This window comes from Haloferax sp. s1 (genome assembly GCF_058382125.1).
In genome coordinates, this window is record NZ_JBZRPK010000718.1 from 1 (window position 1) to 22,518 (window position 22,518).

Consider the following 22,518-nt stretch of genomic DNA (forward strand, 5'->3'; position numbering starts at 1 on the left):
GTCCGCCCCGGAGACAGTGTGTCCCGCGGCCCCCGGGTCGAAGTCGGGCATGGACCCAAGCACCGGTTCGGTTACCCCAGCGCCGGTCTTCACCAGGATGAGCGCGTAAACCAGGCGGGATATATTCTACCACGTGCGGCAAAAGCCTTGCTTCGGCCGAAGCCGCCAACTTGACCCAAACGGGGGAAAGGTTATTTTTTCCCGCCGACATACCGTATTACCATGCGGTTCGTTATCATTGGTTCTGGACGGGTCGGTTTGCGCACTGCCCGTGTCCTTCGCGAGGAGGGCCACGATATCGTCTTGGTCGAACTAGACCGAGACCGCGTCAAGCGGGCTCGAGAGGTGGGCTTCGAGGTTATCGAAGGCGACGGTGCCCGCGAAGACGTGCTCATCGAGGCGGGAATCGAGGATTCGGATGCACTCGGCGCACTCACGGCTGACCTCAACGTGAACTTCGCGGCGTGTATGATCGCCAAGCACTTCGATTGTCGGACGGTCCTCCGCGTCGACGAGGATTACCGCGAGGAAATCTACCAGAAGTACGCCAGAGAGGTGGACGAAATCGTCTACCCCGAGCGCCTCGGTGCAATCGGTGCGAAGAATGCCTTGCTCGGCGGGTCTATCCGCGCTATCGCGGACATCGCACAGCACTTGCAGGTCATTCTCGTGACGGTGACCGAGAGTTCGCCAATGAACGGATACAGTATCGAGGAGGTGGCACTCCCGGCGAATTCCCGGCTTCTTGCGTTCGGCAAGAAGGGTCAGTCGATGGGGATTCCGCTTTCCGACGACTCCCTCGAAACGGGAGACCGTGTCGCCGTTCTCGCCGACTTCGACGTGCTCAACGAGGTGCGACAACTGCTCGTCGGCGATGAAGTTGCTGCCGCGGCAGGAGGTGCATAATAATGGTTACCGCTTACATCATGGTCAAAGCTGCAGCCCTGACGAACGGTATCGATCAACTGAAAGAGGACTTGCTCGCGGTCGACAACGGTATCGAGAGTGCTCACATCGTCGCTGGCGACGTCGACTTCATTGTCAAGGTCGATGTAGAGTCGCCGACAGACGTGAAAGATATCGCCGGTGGGATTCAGTCCGTCGAGGGCATCGAAGATACTCAGACGTACATCACGATGGACTGAGCGGTCGCAGGCGGCTATCGCCCCCGACTCGGCTGTCGACACACGTTTTCATCGGCCCACTTCGAACCGCTTTCCGTGTCGCCACCGTTCCGGTGGCTCTCGAAAGACTGCTCAGAAGTGGTCGGTAACTAATGCCAGCAGTGGTCGGTAACTAATGCTTGAGAGTGCCCTCCAGCACCTCAGAAAACCCCAACGCCTCAGAATCCAGTTCCGGCCGCGTCGCGTGCGCTGCGCAGGATACTCGTCACCGGTTCCGTGTACTCGTAGCCGGGGATGATTCCCTCGACGTACGTTCCTTCGACGTAGTCGATGACTGCGCCGGCGTCGTCAACGCCGCGTCGCTCGTTAATGTCGGAGAACGTCGCCTCGATGACCGCCTCATCTGCGACGCGCCGGACGGCCGGGTCGAGTTCGTGGTCGCCAGCGACGACGCCGTCAACGTCTTCCAGACGGAGTTCGAACGTCTCGTACCAGCCGTCTTCGACGATTTCGGCGACTTCGTCGGCCACGACAGCCGAGAGCATCGGCACGCGAATCTCGACATCGAATTCGACGTGTCCGTTCTCTCGTGTTGCGACGCTGACGGTGCCGTCGAAGGGCGTCGTCACCGACTCGAACATCCCGTCGTCGGCCTGTTCGAACGACCCATGGTCGCCGAACGCACGACGAACCCGACCGGGAATCTCGTGTTCGCTCATGGGAGGGTGAACGTTCCGACGAGAGAAAAGCCCATTGCGTCGCATTCACCCCCTGAATCGGCCGACAACGCCGGAATCAACCCGATGGCGGCACGTTTAAGTATCTTGCCGCACTCCTTTCAGGTGACGCTTCGCTTTGGAGGGCCGAAGCGTCAGCGGGGACCAATCTAGGGCGGCAATTGCCGCGCGGGCCGCTCCCGTGCGGCTGCCTATCCCTTTCTGAAGAACCAACACCAACGAGCCGTCGGCTTCCGAGTACTGACTCGAACGCAGCGCGCGAGCGGCCGCACTCTCGACTCGGCGTCGGCGCGAAGTACTCGTAAAAACCGTCCGTCGCCGACGCTTACTCGCCGTCCGCGCCCGGGCCGTCTGCTGCGAGGTCTGCCATCGTCGGTGACGACATCGACTCTCTGGCCTCCGCGTCTACCGATTTTTTGTTGGGTTCGTCGGGGTCGACGGGTTCAGCGGATTCAGCAGGTTCGTCGGGACCAGTTGGTTTGTCTGGTTCAGCGGAGTCGTCAGGCTCGTCGAGTTCGTTGGACTCGTCGGACTCACTAGGGTCACTGGACTCACTAGGTTCACCGAATTCATTCGGTTCGTCGCCCGCTTCCGCGTCGTCGACCTCGTCGATATCGTCGACTTCGCCCGTGTTGTCACCCCCGGTTACTTGGTCAGTGTCACTGCTGCCGGGTCGTTCGCCTGCGCCGTCACCGACCGTCGCCTCATCTCGCACCTCGAACCGGTCGGCAAGCGACCGCAGTTCGTCGGTGGTCGACGAGAGTTCCTGCATCTGTCCGGCGACGCCGACCATGGCGTCGTTCTGGTCGTGCGCCGCATTGGCGACATCCGCGGCCTCGGTCTGCGTCTCGGAGGCGATTTCGGCCGCTTCGTCGGCGAGAACTGCAACCGACTGCGCCGCCGACGCTTGGGTGGCAGTCGCTTCGTCTATCGCGGCCACGCCGTGGTCAACCTCGTCGAGTCGGTCGACCGCTTCGTCGATTGCTTCGACGCCTTCTTCGACCGTTTCGGAGCCTTGTGAGACTTGCTCGCGCGCGGCTCTGACTTCTTCGACCGTCTCGTCTGCGGCCGTCTCGACCGCCGCGATGGAGTCGGCGATTTCGGTCGTCGCCTCGGCGGTCTCCCCCGCGAGTTCTTTCACGCTTTCGGCGACGACCGCGAACCCCTCGCCAGCCTCGCCCGCGCGAGCTGCTTCGATAGAGGCGTTGAGCGCCAGCAGGTTGGTCTGGTCGGCGATGTCCTCGATGAGGTCGACCACTTCGCCAATCTCTGTGACCTCCTCGCGGAGCGTTTCGACGCCTTCGGCCGCGGACGCGCCTCGGTCGTCGATATTCGCCATCTCCTCGTGGACGGCGGCGCTCGCATCACGGCCGGCTTCACCGTACTTGGTTGCATCACTCGTGAGTTGAGCGAGTTCGTCGGCGGAGGCGGCGACCTCTTGGACTGTCGCAGAGAGGTCTTGCATCTCCGAGGATACCTCGTCGAGAAGCGACGCTTGTTCGGCCGCACCTTCCGAAATTTCGGCGGTCGCCTGCTCGACACGCTCGGACGCCGAACTCACTTCTTCGGTTCCGGCAGTGACGCGCTCGCCCGCGGCGTCAACCGTGGCCGCGAACGTCGCAACCTGCCCGACGGTCGCTTCGAGGTCGGCGAGCATCGCGTCGATTCCCTCGCCAACGGCGGCCATCGCCTCGTCGTCGGGCTCGACGGTCGTGCGGACAGTCAGGTCGCCCGTTGCGGCGCGGTCCATCGTCTTCTGGTAGTCCGTCGCCGCGTTCGCGAGGTCACGGCTGGCGGCTTCAGCGGCTTCAATGCGGTCGCGCAACCCGTCTCGCATCTCCGCGAACGCCTCGGTCAGCACCCCGAATTCGTCGACACGCTGGGTCGTGAGGTCAACGTCGAGGTCGCCGCCAGCGAGTGTATCGGCGCGCTTCCGGAGTCGACGGAGCGAGACGACGGTTCCGCGGCCGATGGTGAGACCGACTAATGCGAGGCCGCCGAGTGCGACACCGATGAGAATCGCAATGTCCCGTTCGACGAACTGCGCGACCGCGTAGGCGTTCTGGGGCGGTGCCTCGATAATAACAGCCCAACTCGTCCCCGAGACGGGCGCGTAGGCGACGACAGAATCCTCGTTTTGCGTTCCTTTCTCTCCTGCTCGTTCGAGCACGCCCGCGTTGCCATCGAGTGCGGCGTCGAGCGCGGGCGTCTCGGTTCCGTCGCGGTACTTCGTGAGCACGTTGTTTCCGTACTTGTCGAAGGCGATGACCTGTTCGGCGGTGACCACCCGCGTTCGAGACCCTTCGACGGGTTCGCTCAGGGTCTTTGCGTGTTCGGTCGCGTCCACGACGACCATCACGGCACCGTCGCGGCCTTCGACGGGGCTGAGGAATGCGAGTCGTTCGCCACCGCCGTAGCGGTACACTTCCGAGATGGCGACACCGTCGGGGTCGTACATGGTCAGCGCACCGGTCGTCCACGATACGTCGAGGTCGGAGACGCTTTTCGTCTCTATCACCCCGTCGGTACTTCGGACGATTTTACGGTTCGACGGCTTGACGTAGTGGATGGCGAGCACCTCCGACGGGAGATTATCCTTCTCCGTTTCGAGTGCCTCGTCTATCGTCTCGGGGTCGCCTGTTCGGATGTCCTCGTACTCCGAGAGCATCCGGGCGGTCTGGGTGTACCCGTCCATCCAACTCGACAATTCTTCGGCTTCGAGCGTGGCGACCATCTCGAGTTCGGCGTGCGCGTCCGCTCTGACCTCTTGTCCGACCATGTCCGAGACGTAGAGGCCGAATCCCCCCATCACCCCGGCCACGACCAAGAGAACGAGCAGAAACTTCCGAAGGTAACTCCGCCTGAGTACCGTCGGAACCAGCGTGGCGAGTCTCATGATACTCGTTGGCATGGAGATGAAACGTAAAGCGTTGACCCGCCGAGTATCAGGCGTGATAACTATCGACACGCCTGCCGGTAAAACCAGTCGCTATCGAACTGGAGACTCACATAAATTCGCTGACGGTCACGCCGAGTGCGACCACGGCAGCGCCGGTGGCGCCGCCGCCCGTGGCGACAGGCATCGACAACCCCGACGTGACACCGATGCCGACACCGATAGCGAGGCAAAGTGCCATTCCGGCGAGAGCGGCGTCGAATCGACTTGGGAGGGACTTGGGAGGCACGTTCTAATTAGATGTAATTATCGGAACTGTCAAAATATTTGTGGGCGCGGGACTACTCGCCTCAACCTCGGTTGCAGGCGTGAACCAACAGTACTCACACACAGCCATGCCGGATTTTGAATGCTATATGGTAACAAGAAACTATGAGCGTCCTCGTTGTAGTAGGCAACGGCGTCAAGCTACTGCGCCGGGTGGTGGGGGGATGACGCCAGTCGGAACACATGCCGACAGGAAGGCTCTCGGAGGGAACCAGGACACGGTCCAGACGAAATTCGAGTGGGTGTGGACGAGAACAACCTCGACGAATTCGACGACGGCACCATCGCCGAAGTCAAAGACGCGGCGAGCATGGGGATACTATTCGACCAACTCGGCATCGATATCCCGACGTAAGCACGTGGTGGGTGCTGGGTCGGGTCCGTTTTTTTCACGGTTGCGTGCGCGGGTTCACGGTGAACACCAACTTCGGTGTGAGTCCGGACGCATCACTATTCTCACTGACGTTCGAAGCAACGAGTGCGGGGGACGAGGTTTGAACAACGCCGAGACGGTCGCCCTCGTTTCACTCGGGCGCTGCGACTCGTCTCGTTCCAATCTCTCTGTCTGCACTTGACACTCGTCACTTCGTTCCTCGGCACAAGTGCGGGGGACGAGGTTTGAACTCCACTCGCTCCGCTCGCGTCGCTCCTTAGTTCAAATTCGTCGTTCGATTTTCACGCCTCGCTGTCGCTCGGAGATGAAAATGCGGGGGACGAGATTTGAACTCGCGAACCCCTACGGGAGCGGATCTTAAGTCCGCCGCTTTTGGCCTAGCTCAGCCACCCCCGCTCAGTCTATCGTTCACCGAGGGGGTGAAAAGTGCTTTCGCTTTACCAGTCGACCGAGAGGGTCCCGTCGCCGTGAGGGTCAGGCGAAATCTCCTCGTCGGTCCGACGGTCGATAATGTGGATGACGCCACGGTCCTTCTTCGCCGGGCAGACCTCCGCCGCGCGGATGTTCTCGTCGAGTTCGTCTTCGCCGATAAAGTACGATTTCGCGCGGGCGAGACTGGTTTCGAGGTCCATCACCCAATTGTCGGCGACCTCTGCGCATCGGCCAGCCCCGAAGCACTTGTTCGCCTCGAAGATTATCTTGTAGGGCTTTTCTTCGACCGGTGGGGCGTTCTCGTCGGTGCCGAAGTCGCTCGGCTTCGGTCGGTCGGACTCCTCGCTCATCGGCGGTGATTACAACTCAGCGGACTTTGCGCTGTCGGTCGTCGGGCGCGGCTGATATTCCTCCCTTGAGATTTCCCGCGCTCGCGTGACTACGAGGCTACTGCGGTCGGCGAAGAAATGGGTTCGTCCGTTCGATGCGGGTCTCCTACGAGACATGCGACGGACTCGGCATCACCGTCTGGTTCGAATACGATGCCGTCGGCGAGACGACGGTCAGGCGACCGCTGTGGGTCGACCGCTACTATAGCAGACGGTGACCAAGTGTGTTCGCTTACTGCTCGACGTCGACGGATTCGAGGACGACGTCCGACACCGGCTTGTCGTTACTGTCGGTCGGGACCGAACCGATGTCTTCGACGACATCCATTCCGTCGGTAACTTTCCCGAAGACGGCGTGCTTGCCGTCGAGGTGGGGCTGTGCGTCGAGTGTGATGAAGAACTGCGACCCGTTCGTGTTGGGACCGCGGTTCGCCATCGAGAGGACGCCGGGACCGTCGTGGCTGAGGTCCGAGTGGAACTCGTCGTCGAAGGTGTAACCCGGGCCGCCGCGGCCGGTTCCGGTCGGGTCGCCGCCCTGAATCATGAAGTCGCTGATGATTCGATGGAAGAGAATGTCCTCGTAGAGCGGTTCGCCCTCCATCGTCTCGTCGGTCTCCGGGTGGACCCACGTCTTTTCGCCCGTCGCGAGGCCGATGAAGTTCTCGACCGTGTTCGGGACCTTGTCTTCGAAGAGTTCGACCGTGATGTCGCCCTTGTTGGTGTGGAGCGTGGCCGTTGGGTTGTCGCTCATGGTACCACCGTCGGGCGGACGGGTGAAAACCGTGCCGCCTCGAACCGTGATGTCATACCGATAAACATATTTGTCGTTCGCTACCGATTCTCGTGAAATGATGTATCAAACGAATGGAGGTTTCTGAGCGTGACTGCTCGGTCAGCCCTTCGGCGTCTGTCGGACCTCGCAAACACCTATTTCGTCGGGCTTGTACTTCTCGCGTCGGCCACTGCGCTGGTGCGCCCCGGCACATTCACGTGGATTGCGCCGTACATCTCGCCGCTACTCGGCGTCATCATGCTCGGCATGGGGCTTACGCTCCGACCGGTCGACTTTCGGCGGCTTGCAGAGCGTCCCCGGGACGTTGCCATCGGCGCTGTCGCGCAGTGGGTCATCATGCCGGTGGCCGCCTACGCGCTCACCGTCGCCCTGTCGCTTCCGCCGGCGGTCGCCGTCGGTGTCATCCTCGTCGGTGCGGCACCCGGCGGCACCGCGTCAAACGTCATGGCCTATCTCGGAAAAGGCGACGTGGCCCTCTCGGTCGCAATCACGACCGTCACTACGCTAGCCGCGCCGCTCGTCATGCCCGCGTGGGTCGTCCTCCTCGCCGGCGAACAGCTACAGGTCGGGTTCGTGGACCTCTTCGTGAACATCCTTCAAATCGTCTTCATCCCCGTCGTGTTCGGGTTCGCGCTCCGACTCGCGCTCGACAGATACGCACCCGAGGTGGCCGAAGTCGGACTCGACGTGTTCCCTCTCGTGTCGGTCGTGACTATCGTCGCTATCGTCGCGGCCGTCGTCGGCCTCAACGTGGACACGATTCTCGGTGCGGGCGTGGCGGCCATCGCCGCCGTCGTCATCCACAACGCCATCGGTCTCAGCACAGGGTACGGCACGGGACGACTCGCGGACATGTCGGACGACCGCGTTCGAACGACGACCTTCGAAGTCGGACTCCAAAACAGCGGTCTCGCGGCCGCGCTCGCGCTCTCGTTTTTCTCCCCGGCGGCGGCACTTCCACCTGCGCTCTTCAGCGTCTGGCACAACATCACCGGGCCGCTCTTGGCGAGTTACTTCTCGCGCGCTGAAGAGGCGGTCGTTCGGACGTCACCCGCAGACGACTAAATCTCGTCGGCGGCGACGACAGTCTAGATTTCGCTGCGGTCGGATTCGCTCGTCTCGGAGTTGTATCGTCCCCTAACTACAAGACATCCCCCCGCGATGCGTCGAATATGCACACTGCGGAGACCGTGACGCTCGCTCGCCTTCCTTCCGGCGTCCCGGTACAAACGACGGTTCATACCTACGAACCCGATGACGGTACCGACGGGCCGACGCTCTACGTGCAAGCTGCGCAACACGGTCGCGAGATAAACGGAACCGAGGTACTCCGACGGCTCCACAGTCAACTCGAACGTGCTGACCTTTCGGGCCGCGTCGTCGCGGTTCCCGTCGCCGACCCGCTCACGTTCGACCGCGTCTCGTATGCGACCCCGGAGGCGCTCGATTCGCTCAACTCGAACATGAACCGCGTCTGGCCGGGGGATGCCGAAGGCACTCTCCACGAGCGTATGGCCGCTACGCTCTGGGAATTTGCGGGCGAGGCCGACGCCATCGTCGACCTCCACACCGGAAGCCCCGACATGCTCACTCACACGGTCTACCGCCAGAACGACGACGAGTCGCGGGAACTCGCAGAGGCGTTCGGCGCCGACCTCCTCCTCGCGGAAGCCGCCGGCGAAGATGCCGAAGAAGAATGGACGAAGCGAAACTTCGATGGGAAGCTCCGCGTGGCAGCGACAACGGCCAATATCCCTTCGATTACGCCGGAACTCGCGCATAACAAGCAACTCGTCGAATCGGCCATCGTCGCCGGCGTCGAAGGCCTGCTCAACGTCTGCCGCAGTCTGGGTATTCTCACAGGCGCAGTCGAACCGTGGAACGGCCAAACCTATCGGAACCACCTCGGTCGCGTCAGCGCAGCCACCTCCGGTCTCTTCGTCGCCCGCGAGGACGTCGAACTCGGCCACGAGGTCCGCCCCGGCGACCACCTCGGCTGGGTGTACGACCCGACAGAGTACACGGTTCTCCAAGAGGTCGAAGCCGAGCGGGCGGGCATCGTTTACTCCATTACTCGCGAGGCCACCGTCACGGCCGGAACGACGCTCGTCGGTGTCGCGCTTCCCTTGGCCGACGGACTGGACGCTGACCTGGATGAAGACGACCCGTTCGCGGACGACGACGACGAGCTTGACATATAGGACTACGCGCCCGTCGGAACCTTCGAGCTGATGGACTGTCGGGGCCTAGGTGGCACCGATTGAACCGGCAGTCGACCGTTGTAGTTCGCCCTGTACCTGTTGACGCGCCTCGTTCGTCTCGATTCTACCACACTATTATGTTTAATCATGGATGATTGTCGAAGGAATATGGTCTTACTTCAACAGGGGTTCGCGCTCGACCCACAGCAGTACGTCCCGCAACTCGTCAGTGCAGTCACGACGGTCGTGTTGTTCGTCGTCGTGTTCGCCGTCATCTATCTGTTCGGAAAGTCCTTCGTGACCCGGGTGGTGGAAGAAGGCCTCAGACGTCGCGACTTCGACGAGACGATTATCGGGCTTGCAATGAGCACCACCACCGTCGTCACCGCCGTCGTCGCAGTCGCGCTGGCCGCGACAGTCGCTGGCTTCGGTGTCGTCCTCGCGGCGTTTGCGACGTTGGGTGGTGCTCTCGCCCTCGCAGTCGGGTTCGCTGCACAGGACCTCATTGCCAACTTCGTCGCTGGCGTGTTCATCATCCAAGACGAACCGTTCACCGTCGGTGACTGGATCGAGTGGAACGGAAACAGCGGTGTAGTCCGCGATATTCAACTGCGTGTGACGAGGCTGGACACGTTCGACAACGAACTGGTCACCGTCCCGAACAGCGACCTCGCTAACGCGGCAGTGGTCAACAACGTGGCGAACGACCAGCGTCGGGTGTCGGTGGGATTCGGCATCGGGTACGACGACGACATCGAGCAGGCACGCGATGCCATCGTCGAGGAAGGGTCGCGCATCGAGGGCGTCCTCGACGACCCCGAACCGACAGCCCCTGTCACGGAGCTGGGCGACTCGGCGGTCGTCCTCTCGGGTCGACTCTGGATCGACCCGGACGAACGTAGTTACGGCGCGGTGCGCGCGCAGTTCGTCGAGGCGGTCAAGGAGCGCTTCGACGCGGAAGGAATCGATATGCCGTACCCCAACACGGAACTCTCGGGCGGCGTCGAAGTCACGAACGTCGGTGAGGGTGCGGGGGCGACGAGCGACTGAACGCGCATCCACCGACTGAACCCGAGCGACTGAACGCGCATCCACCGACTGAACCCGCTTGTTCGACCGCGATGCGACCGTCGCATCCGGAATGACGCCTGAAAAATCGCTCGGCGCGCTGTTCGACGTGGTCGAACCTTAGAACGCGCGCAGGTCTTCGAGCACGTCCGCGGCCGCGCCGGAGTCGATGGCCTCGCGCGCCATCTCAAGCCCTTCGTCGATGGAATCGGCGTCTTCGCGGGCGTAGATGCGGAGTGCGGCGTTGAGGGCGACGGCGTCGGCAAAGCGGTCCTCGCGGTCGCCGGAGAGCACGGCTTCCGTAATTTCCGCGGAGTCACCAGCAACGTCGTCTTCGTCGACGCCGAGGTCGTCGTACTCGAAGTCCATGCCGTAGTCGGCGGTCTCGATTTCGAAGTCGTCGAACTCGCCGTCGGTCCATTCTGCGACCTTCGTGTAGCCGGGGCGGATGTCGTCGTAGCCTTCCATCCCCTGGAACATGACGACGCGGTGGAGGTCGTGGTGTTCGCTCGCTTCGAAGGTGTTCACCATCTTCTTGGCGAACGCGAGGTGGTAGAACGACCCGAGGTGCGTCGAGGCGTTCGCCGGGTTGGCGATGGTCTCGATGGTGTTGACGAAGGTCCGAACGCCCATGTTGTCGCGGCGCTCCCAGAGCGCGTGGATTGCGGGGTTGAATTTCGGCTGGTAGTAGAAGCCGAAGCCGGTCTCGTCGACCATGTCGGCGGACTCGTCGGGGTCGAGTTCCGTTCGAACGCCGAGTTCGTCGAGGACGTGCTTGTAGGCGTCCTGTTTCTGTGTCGGAACGCGGTCGCCGGAGTGGACGACGACAGGTGTGCCGGCGGCCGCGGCGGTGATGCCAGCGGCGACGCCGAGAATAGCCGTCTTGCCCTTGCCGTCGTAGTTCGCGCCACAGTCGACGGGGTCGACTTCGGGTTCGGCGTACTCGACGTGTTCGGCCATCACGTCGGTGAACCCGGCGAGTTCCTCGGCGTTGTTGTGCTTCCAGCGGTTGGCGAGCCAGAACGCCCCGAGCGTGGTGTGGTCGGGTTCGTCGGCGAGGATGCGACGCATCGCTTCCATCGCCTGCTCGCGGGTCATGTCCTCGGCGGACTTCGTGCCCGTCCCGACAACCTCGGTCATCAGACGCTTCAGCGGCCACTCACCGAACTCGCTGTCGACTGCTGCCATGCCCATACCTTCGGTTGTGTGTGCAAAAAACGTCCTGTTCGGTCCCGGCTTTCGGGAGGTGTCTCGCGGTCCGAAAGGGATAGGCCGCTTGACTCCTAACCCCGGCCAATGAGCGCGTTGTCGGATGGCTGGCGGGACGGTCTCGACGAGGTCGACGCGGCACTCATCGACGGGTACCAAAGCGGATTCCCGGTCGAAGAACGCCCCTTCCGCGTCGTCGCCGACGAGTTAGGAATCGACGAGGACGACGCCCTCGCCCGCGTTCGGCGACTCCGGGAGCAAGGTATCTTCCGTCGCTTCGGTCCCGTTCTCAACCCGCCAGTCATCGGTAGTTCGACCCTCGCGGCCGTCTCGGCACCCGACGACCGCTTCGACGAGATTGCCGAGCTAATCAACGGCTACCAGCAGGTGAACCACAACTACCGCCGCGCCCACGAGTGGAACATGTGGTTCGTCGTCACCGCCGGGTCCCGCGAGACGCGCGACCACATCCTCACCGAAATCGAGGAACGAACCGGGTGTGAGGTGCTGAACCTCCCGATGCTCACCGACTACTACATCGACCTCGAGTTCCCCATCATGAACGACGACCGCTTCGCCCGCGAGAGTCTCGACGAGACCGAGGTGAGCGCGACTCGTATCTCCGAGAACGCCACGGGGAACCTCTCGGACCTCGACGCCCGACTGCTCGTGGAGATTCAAGGCGGCTTCCCGCTATCGAAGACACCGTACCGCGACGTGGCCGAGGCCATCGACGCCGACACCGACGCGGTCGTTTCGGCCATCGAGCGCCTCCTCGCCGACGGCTGTATCAAGCGTATCGGCTGTGTCGTCAACCACATCGTCACCGGCTTTCGGAACAACTGCATGGTCGTCTGGGACGTGCCGGACGACGAACTCGACGACCGCGGCGAACTCGTCGGAAGCCTCCCGTACGTAACGCTCTGTTATCACCGCCCGCGCCGACCCGACCAAGACTGGCCGTACAGCCTATTCACCATGATTCACGGCCGCGACCCCGACGCAGTGGACGAGAAAATCGACGAACTCGCCGATGAGTATCTGCCGTTCGACCACGAACGCCTCTACTCGACGGAGAAGTTGAAACAGACCGGCGCGCAGTACGAAACGTTAGTCAGTTCGGACGAGTGAGCTACCGGGCCGGACGAGTGAGATACCGGCCAACATGACGCTTTCTTCCCGCCAGACCTGCCGGTCACTGTTGTTGTAGTCGTGCCACGGAGCAATCGGACGATGAATTACTGCGAGAACGGCGAAACGCGGTAGAGCATTCGTGCGGCCTGTACGGCACCGGTCTTCGCGAGCGACCCGCTTTTCAGCGCGCCGATTTTCGCGTAGTACCCGGATTTAAATGCGCCTTTCTTGGCGAGAATGGCGCTTCCCAACGCGCCCCGTTTGGCGTAGTACGCGGATTTGCGCCCCGCCGCACCCGCGTAGTGTTTCGTACTCGTCGGAATCGGCGTCCGGCGGCCCTGAACCTGCGTCGAACCGTCGCGGATGGCGTCGAGAATGTGGTCGGCCGTGAGCGAAGCCCGAGACACGTCGGGAATCTCCATCTCCGTGTAGGCACGTCCGACGTATCCGACGTTGTGGGCGTCACTTCCGGCAACACTGGGATACTGACGCTTTCTGGCGAACCGGCGGGCGCGGCGGTTCTTGTACCCGGTGAACAGCCACGAGTTGTACGTCTCGATGGCGTCGAAGGCGTCGCCGCGAGCGGCGTCGTCGTACCGACCGAGTCGCTTGCGTCGGACGCCGTGCCGACTCCGCTGGAACGGGTGGGGAACGATTGCGACGCCACCGCGCTCGCGAACCCAACGAGCGGTCTCGTCGAGCGGTCGACGGCGCGGGGGTAGCTCCTCCACGCCGAGGGCCAGAAGATGGCCGTCAGCCGTCGAAACTTCCACACCGGGGATACCGACGAGACCGTACATCGGTGCGAGTTGCGCCGCTCGGATGGACTCGTCGATAACGTCGTGGTCGGTGACGACGACGGCGTCCAGTCCAATCTCCGCGGCCTGCTCTAAGATAAGCTCGACCGGGTCGTGTGCGTCGTATGAACCTTCCGAGTGGACGTGAGGGTCGATGCGAACGGTCAGCGTGGACACACTCACTCGTTAGAGTTCGGTAACGAAAAAGACATGCCAGAAGTGTGCTAGCTAGTACCATCCGACACGACAACATCCTGTTGGGTCTGGCCTTCGAGGACAGCACCGTTTTGAATGCTCTCGCGTATCCGTGAATTGTTTCTGCTATCCGCGAACTGTCCCCTATGCGTACATAAATTCAATTCAGCGAACGTTTAGGAATTCTTCTGTCGATTGTTTGCATATGGCATCCACGGCCGGGCTCGAAACCCTCGCCGCGACGTTCGACGCGGAGGGTCGAGTGAACGACGCTGGCCGCGCGGCCGCTCACTTCACGAAGAAACCTGAAGCAGATGACGCCCAACTTTTGCTCACGTCTCGGCCGCGTACTGCCGACTCTGCACCGAGAGGTAGCCCGCAGAGACGAGTACGAGGACAGTGTAGCTGAGCCAGTAGGTGTCGCCTGCTCGAAGCACGATGGCTCCGGCCCCGTAAAGGAGTGTGACGAGACCGATGACAATCGTCCCGCCGCCGACCAGTCGCGCGAGACTGTCCGCGTCGGCGACCTCCTCCGACCGGTACCCGGCAATCAGATGATAGTCCTTCAGATACCGGATGCGATAGCCGAGATAACAGAGACCCAGTCCCGTGAGCATCAGTACCGCCACGACGATTGTGGTTTCGCCGAGGGCTACTGTCATACTCGTTCTCATCAGCCGTTAGCGATTCGCTCGCCCGCTTCGATACCGCTCCAGAGGGCGGCGTGAACCCGTCCCTCGCCGACCGTCCAGTCGCCCGCGAAGTACAGGCCATTTGACTCCCCACGGCGAATGATTTCGCGGTTGGCAACGCCGTTAGGGAGTGCATACCGCCAGCCCTGGTCATCGACCCAGTCAGGGTCGCGGAGTCGGTCGTCGTCGAGGAGGGCCGCGACCATGTCTGCCACATCGGGGGCTACCTCTGAGAGTGGGTCATCGTAGTGTTCTGTCGACCATTCGGGACTCAGTTGCACGACGAGGAGACTCTCGCCATCGGGCACGTGGCCGTCCTTGCACTCCTCGCGTGCGACCCAGCCGATATCGTGTTCCTTGTCGGTGTTGACGAGCGCGTACCACGGTTCTTCGCGCTCGAACGGGTAGTGGAGCACAATCGTTCGAATCGTCCGGTATTCGACGCTTCCGATGGCCTCGCGGAGGCCGACCATGCACTGGTTGCCCCACCCTGTTTCGGTGAGGATTGCGGCCGTCTGCGGGGCCGGTGGCGTCAACAGGACGACGTCGAACGGCCCGCGCCGTGTTCCCGTTGCGTCGACGACAGACCAGTATCCGGTGTCCGGGTTGTGGTCGATGGCGGCGACTTGTGTCTCGCGTTCGACAGCCGCATCGGTTTGTGCGAGCAGTCGCTTCGCCAGTTGGGTGATTCCCTCGGTCCACGACCACTTGTACTGGTCGCGCGCATCGCCTGTGGAGATGACGCCGTCGACGTCGAACGTCCAGACGGGCTTTTCGACGTCGACGAGTCCGTCTTCACCAAGGTCGCGGATGAGTTGCGTCGTCCGCTGGTCGTGATTTTTGATGTAGTTCGCGCCGTGGTCGTACCGACAGCCGTTTTTTCGGCGGGTCGCGGCGCGCCCGCACACTCCGCGGCTCTTTTCGAGAATTGTCACGTTCGAATTCGTATCGCGCAGTGCGTACGCCGCGCCAGCCCCCGCGGCACCCGCTCCGACGATGCACACGTCACGAGTCATGTTGACCCCTCGCGTGTGAGTCCAGCCAGCATTGTCTGAACCTGTGGACTTCGAGGCGCTAAAAGGCTCCTAACGCGGCGGGATGGGGAATCACTGTGGAAAGCCGATGTCCGGAGACGAAAACGATTCAGTTCCCGACGACGGACAGCGTGTATGTACGACTCGGTCATCTTTGACCACGACGGCGTGTTGACCACGCTCGTCGACCTTTCGCTCCTCCACGATGCGACGTGGGATGCATTCGACGAACTCGGCGTCACGGACCCCGACCCAGACCACGTCGAGCGGATGGTCATCCACGTCACGCCCGCCGACGTACACGCCGTCGCTGGCGCGTACGACCTCGACCCCGAAACGCTGTTTCGCGTCCGCGACGAAATCGCCTCGGCCGCCCAGAAAGAGGCCGTCAACGACGGGCGAAAAGTGCCATACGACGACTTCGACGCCATCCGGCGTATCGACGCCCCGATGGGAATCGTCTCCAGCAACCAACAGGCGACCATCGACTACGTGCTCGACCACCTCGATGCGACCGACCTGTTCGGGACTGCTTACGGCCGCGAACCGTCGATGACGAGTCTGCACCGGAAGAAGCCCGAACCGTACTACATCGAACGCGCGATGTCGGACCTCGGCGTCAACTCGCCGCTTTTCGTCGGTGACAGCGACAGCGACATCGTCGCGGCCCGGGCCGCAGGTGTCGACTCGGCGTTCATCCGCCGCGGCCACCGTGCTGACCACACACCATCGCCCGACCCGACACACGAGATTGGCGGTCTCGACGACCTACTCGATATCGACGGCGTCCCAGTTGCGGGTGGCCCCAGCCTTACCGACGAAGAGACGACACAATGAGCCGCTCTATCCCCCGAATCGGACTCGGAACGATGGGTCTCGACACGCCCGAGGAAGCCGCCGCCGTGACGACGGCGCTGGAGATGGGCTACCGTCACATCGACACCGCCCAGATTTACGAGAACGAAGCCGTCGTCGGCGACGCCATCGCGGCCGCCGAGGTCCCGCGGGAGCACGTATTTCTCGCGACCAAAGTCTGGGCCGACAGCCTCGCGTACGACGACGTGCTTCGGACGACCCGCGAGAGTCTCGACCGACTGGGGACGGACTACGTGGACTTGCTGTACGTCCACCGACCAATCGAGACGTACGACCCCGAATCGACGCTTTCCGCGTTCGACGAACTCGTCGACGACAGTCTCGCCCGCGCTGTCGGTGTCAGCAACTTCACCGTCTCCGAACTGGACGAGGCGGTCGACCTACTCGACGCGCCGCTTGTCGCCCACCAGACGGAGTATCATCCGCTGTTCCAGCGCCCTGAACTCCTCGACCACGCCGAAGAACACGATTACGATGTGGTCGCCTACTCGCCGCTCGCTGGCGGGCGCGTCCGCGAGGTAGACGAGGTCGTCGATGTCGCGGAGAAACACGACACGACCCCCGAAACCGTGAGTCTCGCGTGGCTGGCCGCGAAGGGTCTGTGCTCCATTCCGAAGGCGTCGAGCGAGCGCCATCTCCGAACGAACTTGGAGGCGGTCGAACTGGAACTCGACGAGACCGATGTCGCCGCCATCGATAGCATCGAAGCCGAAGTCGAACTGTTTCCGGAATGACTTGTTACCCGGGGGAATCGGCGCCTACGAAGTCTCAATTTTGAGACCAGTCCCGGAACGATTATAATAGGACGCACGGAGTGTCCGAACATGCGGATTCCGAGTGGGGTAAGCGGGTTCGACGAACTCATCCAGGGTGGCTTCCTTCCGCGACGCCTGTATGTGTTGAGCGGACCGCCAGGGAGTGGAAAGACGACGTTTACGGCACAGTTTATCGCCGAAGGACTTCGAAACGGTGAGAAGTGTATGTACATCACCATGCACGAGACCGAAGACGAACTAATCAACGATATGTCAAGTTTCGACTTCGGGTTCGAGGCGCTCGCGAGTTCGGAGGGGTTCCGGTTTATCAACCTCGTGAGTCCGAAGGGCAAACACATCCTCAACCAGTTCTCCCAAGGCGGCAGTGCGTCGAGTGTCCAGAGTCTCACCGACAAGATTGTCGCCTTCGTCAACTCCCGACAGGTCGACCGTCTCGTCATCGACTCGACGATGCTTCTCCGTCTGTTCTTCGCCAACGGGTCCGAGGAGATGACGCGGTTCCTCACGGCGCTCAAGCAGGGTGACGCGACGACACTCCTCATTTCGGAGATGACCGACCCGTCGTCGTACTCCGACGAACACTTCCTGGCCCACGGCGTCGTGTTCTTCCACAACTATCTCGAAGCGACGGGGATGACTCGTGGTATCCAGGTCATCAAGATGCGCGGGACGAACATCGATTGCGACATCCGGTCGCTCAACTTCACCGACAACGGGCTTGTGGTCAACCCACGCTCGAAGGTCGACCTCTGAGGAGAATTATGTACGAACGGGTCTATGGGACGGATTGGCGGACGATTTCGGACGAAGAGGCCATCCGCCGGATGTACGCACTCGGTGTCTCCAGCGCTCTCGGCTACCCGAACCGAGGGGAATTTGAACGCATTCGCCGACAGGCGGGGACTGCGTACGGTCGTAGCGTTCTCCAACTCGCATTCGAGGAGGGAAAACAGCGCGTTGCTCGCAACAAGGGCGAATATGACTCGAAACAGGACGTGTGGGAGGCCCTCGTCGACGAGAACGCTACCCCATCGACGACAGGACGTGCCGACGTGTCGATGCAAAAGCCCACGGATAAACAGGGCATCCCGAAGGCTGTCGACCGAATTGACGTGCTCGACGCCGGGACTGATGACTTCTCTCAGCTTCGACTGCCCGAGTTCCTCCGGCGCGAATAGGTGACGATTTCTTCCGTGTGCGGCTAGCCGATACCGTTTCTGACTCGAATAGCCGACGTTACCGTTTCTGACTCGAATAGCCGACGTGCCTTTCCGCTCAGAGTACTTTTGAACCCGTATGAGCAACAATTTCAGTCTCTCAGAGTCCGAGTGGCGCGAACGACTCTCTGACGAGGCGTATCGCGTCCTCCGTGAGCAGGGAACCGAACCGCGATTCTCTGGCGAACACGTCGACCGCAGCGACGACGGCATCTATCGGTGTACTGGATGCGGAACCGAGTTGTTCACGTCGGACACGAAGTACGACTCCCACTGTGGGTGGCCGAGTTTCTACGCCGCCGAGGATTCGAACATCGAACTCCGACGCGACCGGAGCCACGGCATGGACCGCACCGAAGTCGTCTGTTCGACCTGTGATGGCCACCTCGGACACGTCTTCGACGACGGCCCGGAACCGACGGGCAAACGGTTCTGTATCAACTCGGTCGCGCTCGACTTCGAACCGGACGAAGATGCGGACGGAGACGGCGACGACGCGTAGTCGGACAGACAGCAACGACACCGTGCAGTCGGAGTGACGTTGGTGGCGTCGACTTCAGTCACAAACACAGCCCGGTGAGTCCGGTGACGGTATGTCCTCAACCAAACCCCGTTTCAGCGCAGTAGGACCCTTCTAACGACGAGAATTTGCCGCTAGTCGACATGTAACAAACTTGGTTAGTGTCGTACTCTGGGATATGTCCCGTGGTTACTCCACTCACCACCATTCCCCACGACAGAAACCGTCGTTCACCTCGTTCGTACTCATTTTCTCCGGAGCAGCCGCGTTCTGTGCCGCTGTTCTCGTTCTTACGTTCGACATCCTATCAGGACTCTCCGGCATGTATATCGCCGCGGCCGGGTCGATTCCGGGGGTAAACGGCCAAGCGATTGTAATAAGCGTCGGACTCCTGCTCCTCGGTGTGCCATCGACGCTGTACGGACTGGTCCTGTTGTTCCTTCGCCTGTAGCACGTGCTTCGATAAGCAGTCCGAGACGCCGGTGGTGGACCGGCGCTCTCTCAGTTGCGGGGAACTACCGTTACGTCAGTTGAGCGTGAGAGCCATCGAACCGAGTCGCAGTCAGCGTGCCTCGATTGGGGTCGTGAGCACGGGGATGTCCGACTCAGTGACGACCGAGCGCGAGACACTTCCGAGGATGTTGTCTTCGAACCGGGCGTGGGTTCCCATCGAGATGAGGTCCGAATCGATTTCACCGGCGAACGAGAGAATCTCGTTTGCCGGGTCGCCGCGGCGGAGCATGGTCTCGGCGTCGACACCGTGTTCTGCCATGATTTCTGCGGCCGCTTCGAGGGCGGCCTCGCCCTGTGCTTCGAGTTCCTCGTACACTTCGTCAAGTCGGTCATCGGCAAGCGTCAGGAAGGCTCGTTTGTCGAGGACGTAGAGAAGGTAGACGGAGGCATCACGCTCGGCAGCGAGGGCCGCAGCGTCTTCGACGACCGGCATCATCGAGTCGCTTCCGTCGATTGGCACGAGGATAGTATCGTACATCGATTGGATGTTAGGCTGGAAGCCTATCACTCTATTTGCCAGTTCCCGCTCGGTGGGAACTTCTGGTTGGCAACGGGGTTGCGAAAATCACGTAGAACCACTCTCACTGTTGTTGCACTCGTCTCTGATTTCCACACAGCCTTGTCTGTTCAGTCACGTGTTTCTCGGGTGCGAAGACTTCACTCGGACTTCTGAAGTATCAACTCCTCGCAGGCGTGCTGATGTGGTTCGCCCCGGAGTTGTCGTCAAAGACGTACCGTGGTTGTGACATGAAGCCGCATCGTGACCGAGGCCGTCCCGCCACTACTCTCGTACCGTGGGAACCGACAGCAGCTTTTCACTGATTGCGCGCCTACGTTTTCGTATGATTCGAGCACTGTTCGTCCTGTTCGGTCTGGTTGAATTGCTATTCCCCGACCAACTCGTCCGTGTCCTCACTCGCATTGCTTACGAAGACGGAAGCGAGATGACGGCGAAGTCGTGGATGACGACCGCAACGCGAGTCGAAGGAGCCGTGTTCCTCTATCTCGGCCTTCGAGGGTTGTGCCGCGGGAGCGACGAGGACGAGTAACGCACGCCCGTCGCGTCGTCGCTTCGGTACTGTCGCCTCCAGTACCGTCGCTACGCAGTCGCGTGTCCCGGCCGTGACGAGAGAATATAAGACTGTGCTGCAGTTCTCAGCCACGAACGTGGCTGCGTCTCGCAGTCACGAAATTAGATGAGAGCCAAACGCCTTCAGGCGAGTCGTGCGAATGCGAGCGAACCGCTCGTGTTCTTGATGTAGACACGGACGGTCTGTCCTTCCTGCGCGCCGGGAACGAAGATAGTGTACTTCCCGCGCTGGGCGACACCGTCGCCTTTGCGGCCGGTACCGGTAATTTCGACCTCGTAGGTACGACCTTCTTCCACGGCTTCGCGCTGGCGTTTCTTGCTCACGCTGGAGCTCTTCTGGACCGGGCGGAAGGCACCACAGGCCTCACAGCGAAGCATGTCGACGCCGTCTTCGGTCACGAGACGCGTGTCCGGAAGGCCACACTCCGAACAGATGACGTACTCTTCGACGTAGCCGTCGATGGCTTCCTCGAAGTCGTTGATGGAAAACGAACCACTGTAGCGGGCGCGGTCGTCTTCCAGTTGTCCGCTGGTACCGAGGGTACGCTGGATGGTACTGTGAAGGTGTGCGGGCGTCCGTGACAGGGCGTCCGCGATTTCGCCGAGGTTGGTGAGACGCGTGAACGCGCCGTCAGTCTCACCTGCGGGGTCTGGGACTGTGAGACGCTCCTGTTCTACGTTTCGTTCCGGAAGGACGTCGAGCGCTCGGTCGAGCGCAGTCTGATACTCCATAGGCTTTCGAGTGTCTGGCGACGTATAGCCGTTCCGTGACCGTTCTTCCCGCAACCGGGACACGATTCCCATTATTCCCCACCAATAATGGATGGTAAACAAACAATACACCTTCGGTGTTGGCCATATAATTACCACGCATGGGGTATACGTTGCAATATTACGACCTCGTCCTCGCCGGTATCTTCGGGAGCCTCGCCGCCGGCGTCCTCGTGGGTCATCTCACTCCGATAGCGCTGACGACCTCTCTCGTCGTATTCAGTTTCCTCGCTGCCGGCGTGATGGGCCACGGCCTGTTCATCAACGGCCCTGTGGACGAAGCGGCCGACCTTACGAACGAGGTTGACGCGTTGAATTGAGCGAGCGTGGCACCCCATGCCGGCTCCGATTAGCTTTTTTCGGCAACGCGATTCGTGAGCGTCCCGATTCCTTCGTACCAGATTTCGACTTCGTCGCCGGGCTCGATTAGACCGGGATTCGCTGGACTTCCGAACGAGACGACATCGCCCGGTTGGAAGGTGTAGCGTTCGGAGAGGAACGAGACGACTTCGGCGGGTGAAAAGAGCATCTGCTCGGTGTTTGCTTCCTGTCGTAACTCGCCGCCGACATGGGTCGTCATATCGAGGTTCGACGGGTCGACAGCAGTCTCTATCCACGGTCCCAGTGGCCCTGAGCCATCGAAGGCCTTCCGTGCGGTTCGACCCGGTTGGTCGAGGGCATCGAGGTCGTTCAGAATCGTGTAGCCGCGGACGACATCCGGGACGTCGGCTTCGTCCACGTTCGAGCACTCACAGTCGATGACGGCCGCCAACTCACCGGCGTAGGTCAGTTCCTCGGTCCATGCTGGATACTCGATGAGCGCACCGGGGTCGAGTACCGAAACGGGTGGTTTGATGAACCAGTCCGGTTGGTCTGGAATCTCGTACTCCATCTGGTCGACCGTCGCCGCGTAGTTCCGCCCGACACAGTAGAGTGCCGATGGCCCACAGGGGGCGAGTAACTCGGCGTCGACGCCAACTTCGTACTGGTCAGTGCCCACCGCGACGACGCCGTCGTCATACTCCCCAGCCAGAACTCCGTCGTCGGTTCGAATCCGTGCCAATCGCATCATCCGTGTGTGCGTTGGCCACTTACTTCAAGCGCCGTGTCTCTGTAAGTGGTCTCCAACGTAGCGATGAGGTAGTCGATGGCGCAGCCCGCTTTTGTCGGAGGCTGGGTACAGGGTGCTTAGCCAGGTTCTGGTGTCTTAGTCGGACACGAATAGCTTAGTCGGATGCGGGTGCGTCTCGGCGCATCCGCGGTATCGACTGGTTTTCGCGGTCGACGAGGTTGTGGATGCGCTCGGTTCGAGAAGCGTTGAACTGTTGTTGAC

The 22,518-nt window shown here is 61.5% G+C and carries 27 protein-coding genes and 1 tRNA gene; 15 read left to right on the forward strand and 13 right to left on the reverse strand.

Going from position 1 to position 22,518, the window contains the following annotated elements:
* Positions 1-222: 222 nt before the first annotated feature.
* Together QT222_RS20710 and QT222_RS20715 are read left to right on the forward strand one after the other, a co-directional pair.
* The gene (locus tag QT222_RS20710) at positions 223-906 is read left to right on the forward strand and encodes a potassium channel family protein (protein WP_004059677.1); all 684 of its coding nucleotides are present in this window, start codon (positions 223-225) and stop codon (positions 904-906) included.
* Positions 907-908: 2 nt separating this feature from the next.
* The gene (locus tag QT222_RS20715; RefSeq protein WP_004059678.1) at positions 909-1,145 is read left to right on the forward strand and encodes an Lrp/AsnC ligand binding domain-containing protein; all 237 of its coding nucleotides are present in this window, start codon (positions 909-911) and stop codon (positions 1,143-1,145) included.
* Between the two features lie 197 nt (positions 1,146-1,342).
* Here the strand turns inward: QT222_RS20715 and QT222_RS20720 are convergent, their stop codons facing one another.
* The 5 genes from QT222_RS20720 to QT222_RS20740 form a co-directional block, all read right to left on the reverse strand.
* Positions 1,343-1,843 (reverse strand): DUF5813 family protein, encoded by a 501-nt coding sequence (locus QT222_RS20720; RefSeq protein ID WP_004059679.1) that lies wholly within the window; start codon positions 1,841-1,843, stop codon positions 1,343-1,345.
* Between the two features lie 343 nt (positions 1,844-2,186).
* Positions 2,187-4,757 (reverse strand): methyl-accepting chemotaxis protein, encoded by a 2,571-nt coding sequence (locus QT222_RS20725; RefSeq protein WP_491478249.1) that lies wholly within the window; start codon positions 4,755-4,757, stop codon positions 2,187-2,189.
* Positions 4,758-4,866: 109 nt separating this feature from the next.
* Complete coding sequence (locus tag QT222_RS20730) at positions 4,867-5,046, reverse strand: DUF8015 family protein (RefSeq protein WP_049917490.1); 180 nt, start codon at positions 5,044-5,046, stop codon at positions 4,867-4,869.
* Positions 5,047-5,789: 743 nt separating this feature from the next.
* A tRNA-Leu gene (locus QT222_RS20735) sits at positions 5,790-5,874 on the reverse strand.
* A gap of 41 nt (positions 5,875-5,915) precedes the next feature.
* Entirely contained in the window at positions 5,916-6,260 is a 345-nt protein-coding gene (locus QT222_RS20740; protein WP_004059681.1) for a ferredoxin, read from the reverse strand.
* A 134-nt stretch (positions 6,261-6,394) separates the two neighbouring features.
* Here QT222_RS20740 and QT222_RS20745 point away from each other — a divergent pair, with 134 nt between their 5' ends.
* Positions 6,395-6,517, forward strand: coding sequence for a hypothetical protein (locus tag QT222_RS20745; protein WP_491478250.1), 123 nt, complete (start codon positions 6,395-6,397; stop codon positions 6,515-6,517).
* 14 nt (positions 6,518-6,531) lie between these two features.
* On the opposite strand, the gene QT222_RS20750 is transcribed toward QT222_RS20745, so the two are convergent.
* Positions 6,532-7,050: a peptidylprolyl isomerase gene (locus QT222_RS20750; RefSeq protein WP_004059683.1), complete on the reverse strand. Its 519-nt coding sequence runs from the start codon at positions 7,048-7,050 to the stop codon at positions 6,532-6,534.
* Between the two features lie 129 nt (positions 7,051-7,179).
* Between QT222_RS20750 and QT222_RS20755 the strand changes: the two genes are divergently transcribed.
* From QT222_RS20755 to QT222_RS20765, 3 genes are all read left to right on the forward strand, one after another.
* Positions 7,180-8,157 carry a bile acid:sodium symporter family protein gene (locus QT222_RS20755; RefSeq protein WP_004059684.1) on the forward strand — a complete coding sequence of 326 codons (978 nt, stop codon included), beginning with the start codon at positions 7,180-7,182 and terminating at the stop codon, positions 8,155-8,157.
* A 107-nt stretch (positions 8,158-8,264) separates the two neighbouring features.
* Positions 8,265-9,293, forward strand: a complete 1,029-nt coding sequence (locus QT222_RS20760) for a succinylglutamate desuccinylase/aspartoacylase family protein (RefSeq protein WP_491478251.1) — start codon at positions 8,265-8,267, stop codon at positions 9,291-9,293.
* A 168-nt stretch (positions 9,294-9,461) separates the two neighbouring features.
* On the forward strand, positions 9,462-10,343 hold the full coding sequence (locus tag QT222_RS20765; RefSeq protein ID WP_491478252.1) for a mechanosensitive ion channel family protein: 882 nt from the start codon (positions 9,462-9,464) through the stop codon (positions 10,341-10,343).
* A gap of 138 nt (positions 10,344-10,481) precedes the next feature.
* Here the strand turns inward: QT222_RS20765 and QT222_RS20770 are convergent, their stop codons facing one another.
* The gene (locus QT222_RS20770) at positions 10,482-11,549 is read right to left on the reverse strand and encodes an anthranilate phosphoribosyltransferase (RefSeq protein ID WP_004059687.1); all 1,068 of its coding nucleotides are present in this window, start codon (positions 11,547-11,549) and stop codon (positions 10,482-10,484) included.
* Positions 11,550-11,657: 108 nt separating this feature from the next.
* Here QT222_RS20770 and ahbB point away from each other — a divergent pair, with 108 nt between their 5' ends.
* The gene (gene ahbB, locus QT222_RS20775) at positions 11,658-12,701 is read left to right on the forward strand and encodes a siroheme decarboxylase subunit beta (RefSeq protein ID WP_004059688.1); all 1,044 of its coding nucleotides are present in this window, start codon (positions 11,658-11,660) and stop codon (positions 12,699-12,701) included.
* Between the two features lie 107 nt (positions 12,702-12,808).
* Here ahbB and QT222_RS20780 read toward each other — a convergent pair whose 3' ends face one another.
* From QT222_RS20780 to QT222_RS20790, 3 genes are all read right to left on the reverse strand, one after another.
* On the reverse strand, positions 12,809-13,678 hold the full coding sequence (locus QT222_RS20780; RefSeq protein WP_004059689.1) for a CehA/McbA family metallohydrolase: 870 nt from the start codon (positions 13,676-13,678) through the stop codon (positions 12,809-12,811).
* A gap of 350 nt (positions 13,679-14,028) precedes the next feature.
* On the reverse strand, positions 14,029-14,358 hold the full coding sequence (locus tag QT222_RS20785) for a DUF3784 domain-containing protein (RefSeq protein ID WP_014732472.1): 330 nt from the start codon (positions 14,356-14,358) through the stop codon (positions 14,029-14,031).
* 11 nt (positions 14,359-14,369) lie between these two features.
* Complete coding sequence (locus QT222_RS20790; protein ID WP_491478253.1) at positions 14,370-15,404, reverse strand: NAD(P)/FAD-dependent oxidoreductase; 1,035 nt, start codon at positions 15,402-15,404, stop codon at positions 14,370-14,372.
* 153 nt (positions 15,405-15,557) lie between these two features.
* On the opposite strand from QT222_RS20790, the gene QT222_RS20795 reads away from it, so the two are divergent.
* From QT222_RS20795 to QT222_RS20820, 6 genes are all read left to right on the forward strand, one after another.
* Positions 15,558-16,259 (forward strand): HAD family hydrolase, encoded by a 702-nt coding sequence (locus tag QT222_RS20795; RefSeq protein ID WP_004059692.1) that lies wholly within the window; start codon positions 15,558-15,560, stop codon positions 16,257-16,259.
* A complete protein-coding gene (locus QT222_RS20800) occupies positions 16,256-17,032 on the forward strand; it encodes an aldo/keto reductase (protein WP_491478254.1) in 777 nt (258 codons plus the stop codon). Before QT222_RS20795 ends, QT222_RS20800 begins: the two co-directional genes overlap by 4 nt.
* A 90-nt stretch (positions 17,033-17,122) precedes the next feature.
* Entirely contained in the window at positions 17,123-17,827 is a 705-nt protein-coding gene (locus QT222_RS20805; protein WP_004059694.1) for an RAD55 family ATPase, read from the forward strand.
* 8 nt (positions 17,828-17,835) lie between these two features.
* On the forward strand, positions 17,836-18,252 hold the full coding sequence (locus QT222_RS20810; protein WP_004059695.1) for a DUF8057 family protein: 417 nt from the start codon (positions 17,836-17,838) through the stop codon (positions 18,250-18,252).
* A 118-nt stretch (positions 18,253-18,370) separates the two neighbouring features.
* A complete protein-coding gene (gene msrB, locus QT222_RS20815) occupies positions 18,371-18,793 on the forward strand; it encodes a peptide-methionine (R)-S-oxide reductase MsrB (RefSeq protein WP_004059696.1) in 423 nt (140 codons plus the stop codon).
* 196 nt (positions 18,794-18,989) lie between these two features.
* On the forward strand, positions 18,990-19,262 hold the full coding sequence (locus tag QT222_RS20820) for a hypothetical protein (protein ID WP_004059697.1): 273 nt from the start codon (positions 18,990-18,992) through the stop codon (positions 19,260-19,262).
* A gap of 111 nt (positions 19,263-19,373) precedes the next feature.
* Here QT222_RS20820 and QT222_RS20825 read toward each other — a convergent pair whose 3' ends face one another.
* Positions 19,374-19,802, reverse strand: coding sequence for a universal stress protein (locus tag QT222_RS20825; RefSeq protein WP_491478255.1), 429 nt, complete (start codon positions 19,800-19,802; stop codon positions 19,374-19,376).
* A 364-nt stretch (positions 19,803-20,166) separates the two neighbouring features.
* On the opposite strand from QT222_RS20825, the gene QT222_RS20830 reads away from it, so the two are divergent.
* Positions 20,167-20,373: a hypothetical protein gene (locus QT222_RS20830; protein WP_004059699.1), complete on the forward strand. Its 207-nt coding sequence runs from the start codon at positions 20,167-20,169 to the stop codon at positions 20,371-20,373.
* Positions 20,374-20,537: 164 nt separating this feature from the next.
* Here QT222_RS20830 and QT222_RS20835 read toward each other — a convergent pair whose 3' ends face one another.
* Positions 20,538-21,146, reverse strand: coding sequence for a translation initiation factor IF-2 subunit beta (locus QT222_RS20835; RefSeq protein WP_004059700.1), 609 nt, complete (start codon positions 21,144-21,146; stop codon positions 20,538-20,540).
* A 140-nt stretch (positions 21,147-21,286) separates the two neighbouring features.
* Here QT222_RS20835 and QT222_RS20840 point away from each other — a divergent pair, with 140 nt between their 5' ends.
* Entirely contained in the window at positions 21,287-21,505 is a 219-nt protein-coding gene (locus tag QT222_RS20840; RefSeq protein WP_004059701.1) for a DUF8015 family protein, read from the forward strand.
* A gap of 29 nt (positions 21,506-21,534) precedes the next feature.
* On the opposite strand, the gene QT222_RS20845 is transcribed toward QT222_RS20840, so the two are convergent.
* On the reverse strand, positions 21,535-22,254 hold the full coding sequence (locus tag QT222_RS20845; protein ID WP_491478256.1) for a fumarylacetoacetate hydrolase family protein: 720 nt from the start codon (positions 22,252-22,254) through the stop codon (positions 21,535-21,537).
* Between the last annotated feature and the right edge of the window lie 264 nt (positions 22,255-22,518).

Excerpts from the sequence above, each read along its gene's own strand:
- QT222_RS20710 (WP_004059677.1), top strand. The coding sequence starts at position 223 with ATGCGGTTCGTTATCATTGGTTCTGGACGGGTCGGTTTGCGCACTGCC.
- QT222_RS20715 (WP_004059678.1), top strand. The coding sequence starts at position 909 with ATGGTTACCGCTTACATCATGGTCAAAGCTGCAGCCCTGACGAACGGT.
- QT222_RS20720 (WP_004059679.1), bottom strand. The coding sequence starts at position 1,843 with ATGAGCGAACACGAGATTCCCGGTCGGGTTCGTCGTGCGTTCGGCGAC.
- QT222_RS20725 (WP_491478249.1), bottom strand. The coding sequence starts at position 4,757 with ATGAGACTCGCCACGCTGGTTCCGACGGTACTCAGGCGGAGTTACCTT.
- QT222_RS20740 (WP_004059681.1), bottom strand. The coding sequence starts at position 6,260 with ATGAGCGAGGAGTCCGACCGACCGAAGCCGAGCGACTTCGGCACCGAC.
- QT222_RS20745 (WP_491478250.1), top strand. The coding sequence starts at position 6,395 with ATGCGGGTCTCCTACGAGACATGCGACGGACTCGGCATCACCGTCTGG.
- QT222_RS20750 (WP_004059683.1), bottom strand. The coding sequence starts at position 7,050 with ATGAGCGACAACCCAACGGCCACGCTCCACACCAACAAGGGCGACATC.
- QT222_RS20760 (WP_491478251.1), top strand. The coding sequence starts at position 8,265 with ATGCACACTGCGGAGACCGTGACGCTCGCTCGCCTTCCTTCCGGCGTC.
- QT222_RS20765 (WP_491478252.1), top strand. The coding sequence starts at position 9,462 with ATGGTCTTACTTCAACAGGGGTTCGCGCTCGACCCACAGCAGTACGTC.
- QT222_RS20770 (WP_004059687.1), bottom strand. The coding sequence starts at position 11,549 with ATGGCAGCAGTCGACAGCGAGTTCGGTGAGTGGCCGCTGAAGCGTCTG.
- ahbB (WP_004059688.1), top strand. The coding sequence starts at position 11,658 with ATGAGCGCGTTGTCGGATGGCTGGCGGGACGGTCTCGACGAGGTCGAC.
- QT222_RS20785 (WP_014732472.1), bottom strand. The coding sequence starts at position 14,358 with ATGACAGTAGCCCTCGGCGAAACCACAATCGTCGTGGCGGTACTGATG.
- QT222_RS20790 (WP_491478253.1), bottom strand. The coding sequence starts at position 15,404 with ATGACTCGTGACGTGTGCATCGTCGGAGCGGGTGCCGCGGGGGCTGGC.
- QT222_RS20795 (WP_004059692.1), top strand. The coding sequence starts at position 15,558 with ATGTACGACTCGGTCATCTTTGACCACGACGGCGTGTTGACCACGCTC.
- QT222_RS20800 (WP_491478254.1), top strand. The coding sequence starts at position 16,256 with ATGAGCCGCTCTATCCCCCGAATCGGACTCGGAACGATGGGTCTCGAC.
- QT222_RS20805 (WP_004059694.1), top strand. The coding sequence starts at position 17,123 with ATGCGGATTCCGAGTGGGGTAAGCGGGTTCGACGAACTCATCCAGGGT.
- QT222_RS20810 (WP_004059695.1), top strand. The coding sequence starts at position 17,836 with ATGTACGAACGGGTCTATGGGACGGATTGGCGGACGATTTCGGACGAA.
- msrB (WP_004059696.1), top strand. The coding sequence starts at position 18,371 with ATGAGCAACAATTTCAGTCTCTCAGAGTCCGAGTGGCGCGAACGACTC.
- QT222_RS20820 (WP_004059697.1), top strand. The coding sequence starts at position 18,990 with ATGTCCCGTGGTTACTCCACTCACCACCATTCCCCACGACAGAAACCG.
- QT222_RS20825 (WP_491478255.1), bottom strand. The coding sequence starts at position 19,802 with ATGTACGATACTATCCTCGTGCCAATCGACGGAAGCGACTCGATGATG.
- QT222_RS20830 (WP_004059699.1), top strand. The coding sequence starts at position 20,167 with ATGATTCGAGCACTGTTCGTCCTGTTCGGTCTGGTTGAATTGCTATTC.
- QT222_RS20835 (WP_004059700.1), bottom strand. The coding sequence starts at position 21,146 with ATGGAGTATCAGACTGCGCTCGACCGAGCGCTCGACGTCCTTCCGGAA.
- QT222_RS20840 (WP_004059701.1), top strand. The coding sequence starts at position 21,287 with ATGGGGTATACGTTGCAATATTACGACCTCGTCCTCGCCGGTATCTTC.
- QT222_RS20845 (WP_491478256.1), bottom strand. The coding sequence starts at position 22,254 with ATGCGATTGGCACGGATTCGAACCGACGACGGAGTTCTGGCTGGGGAG.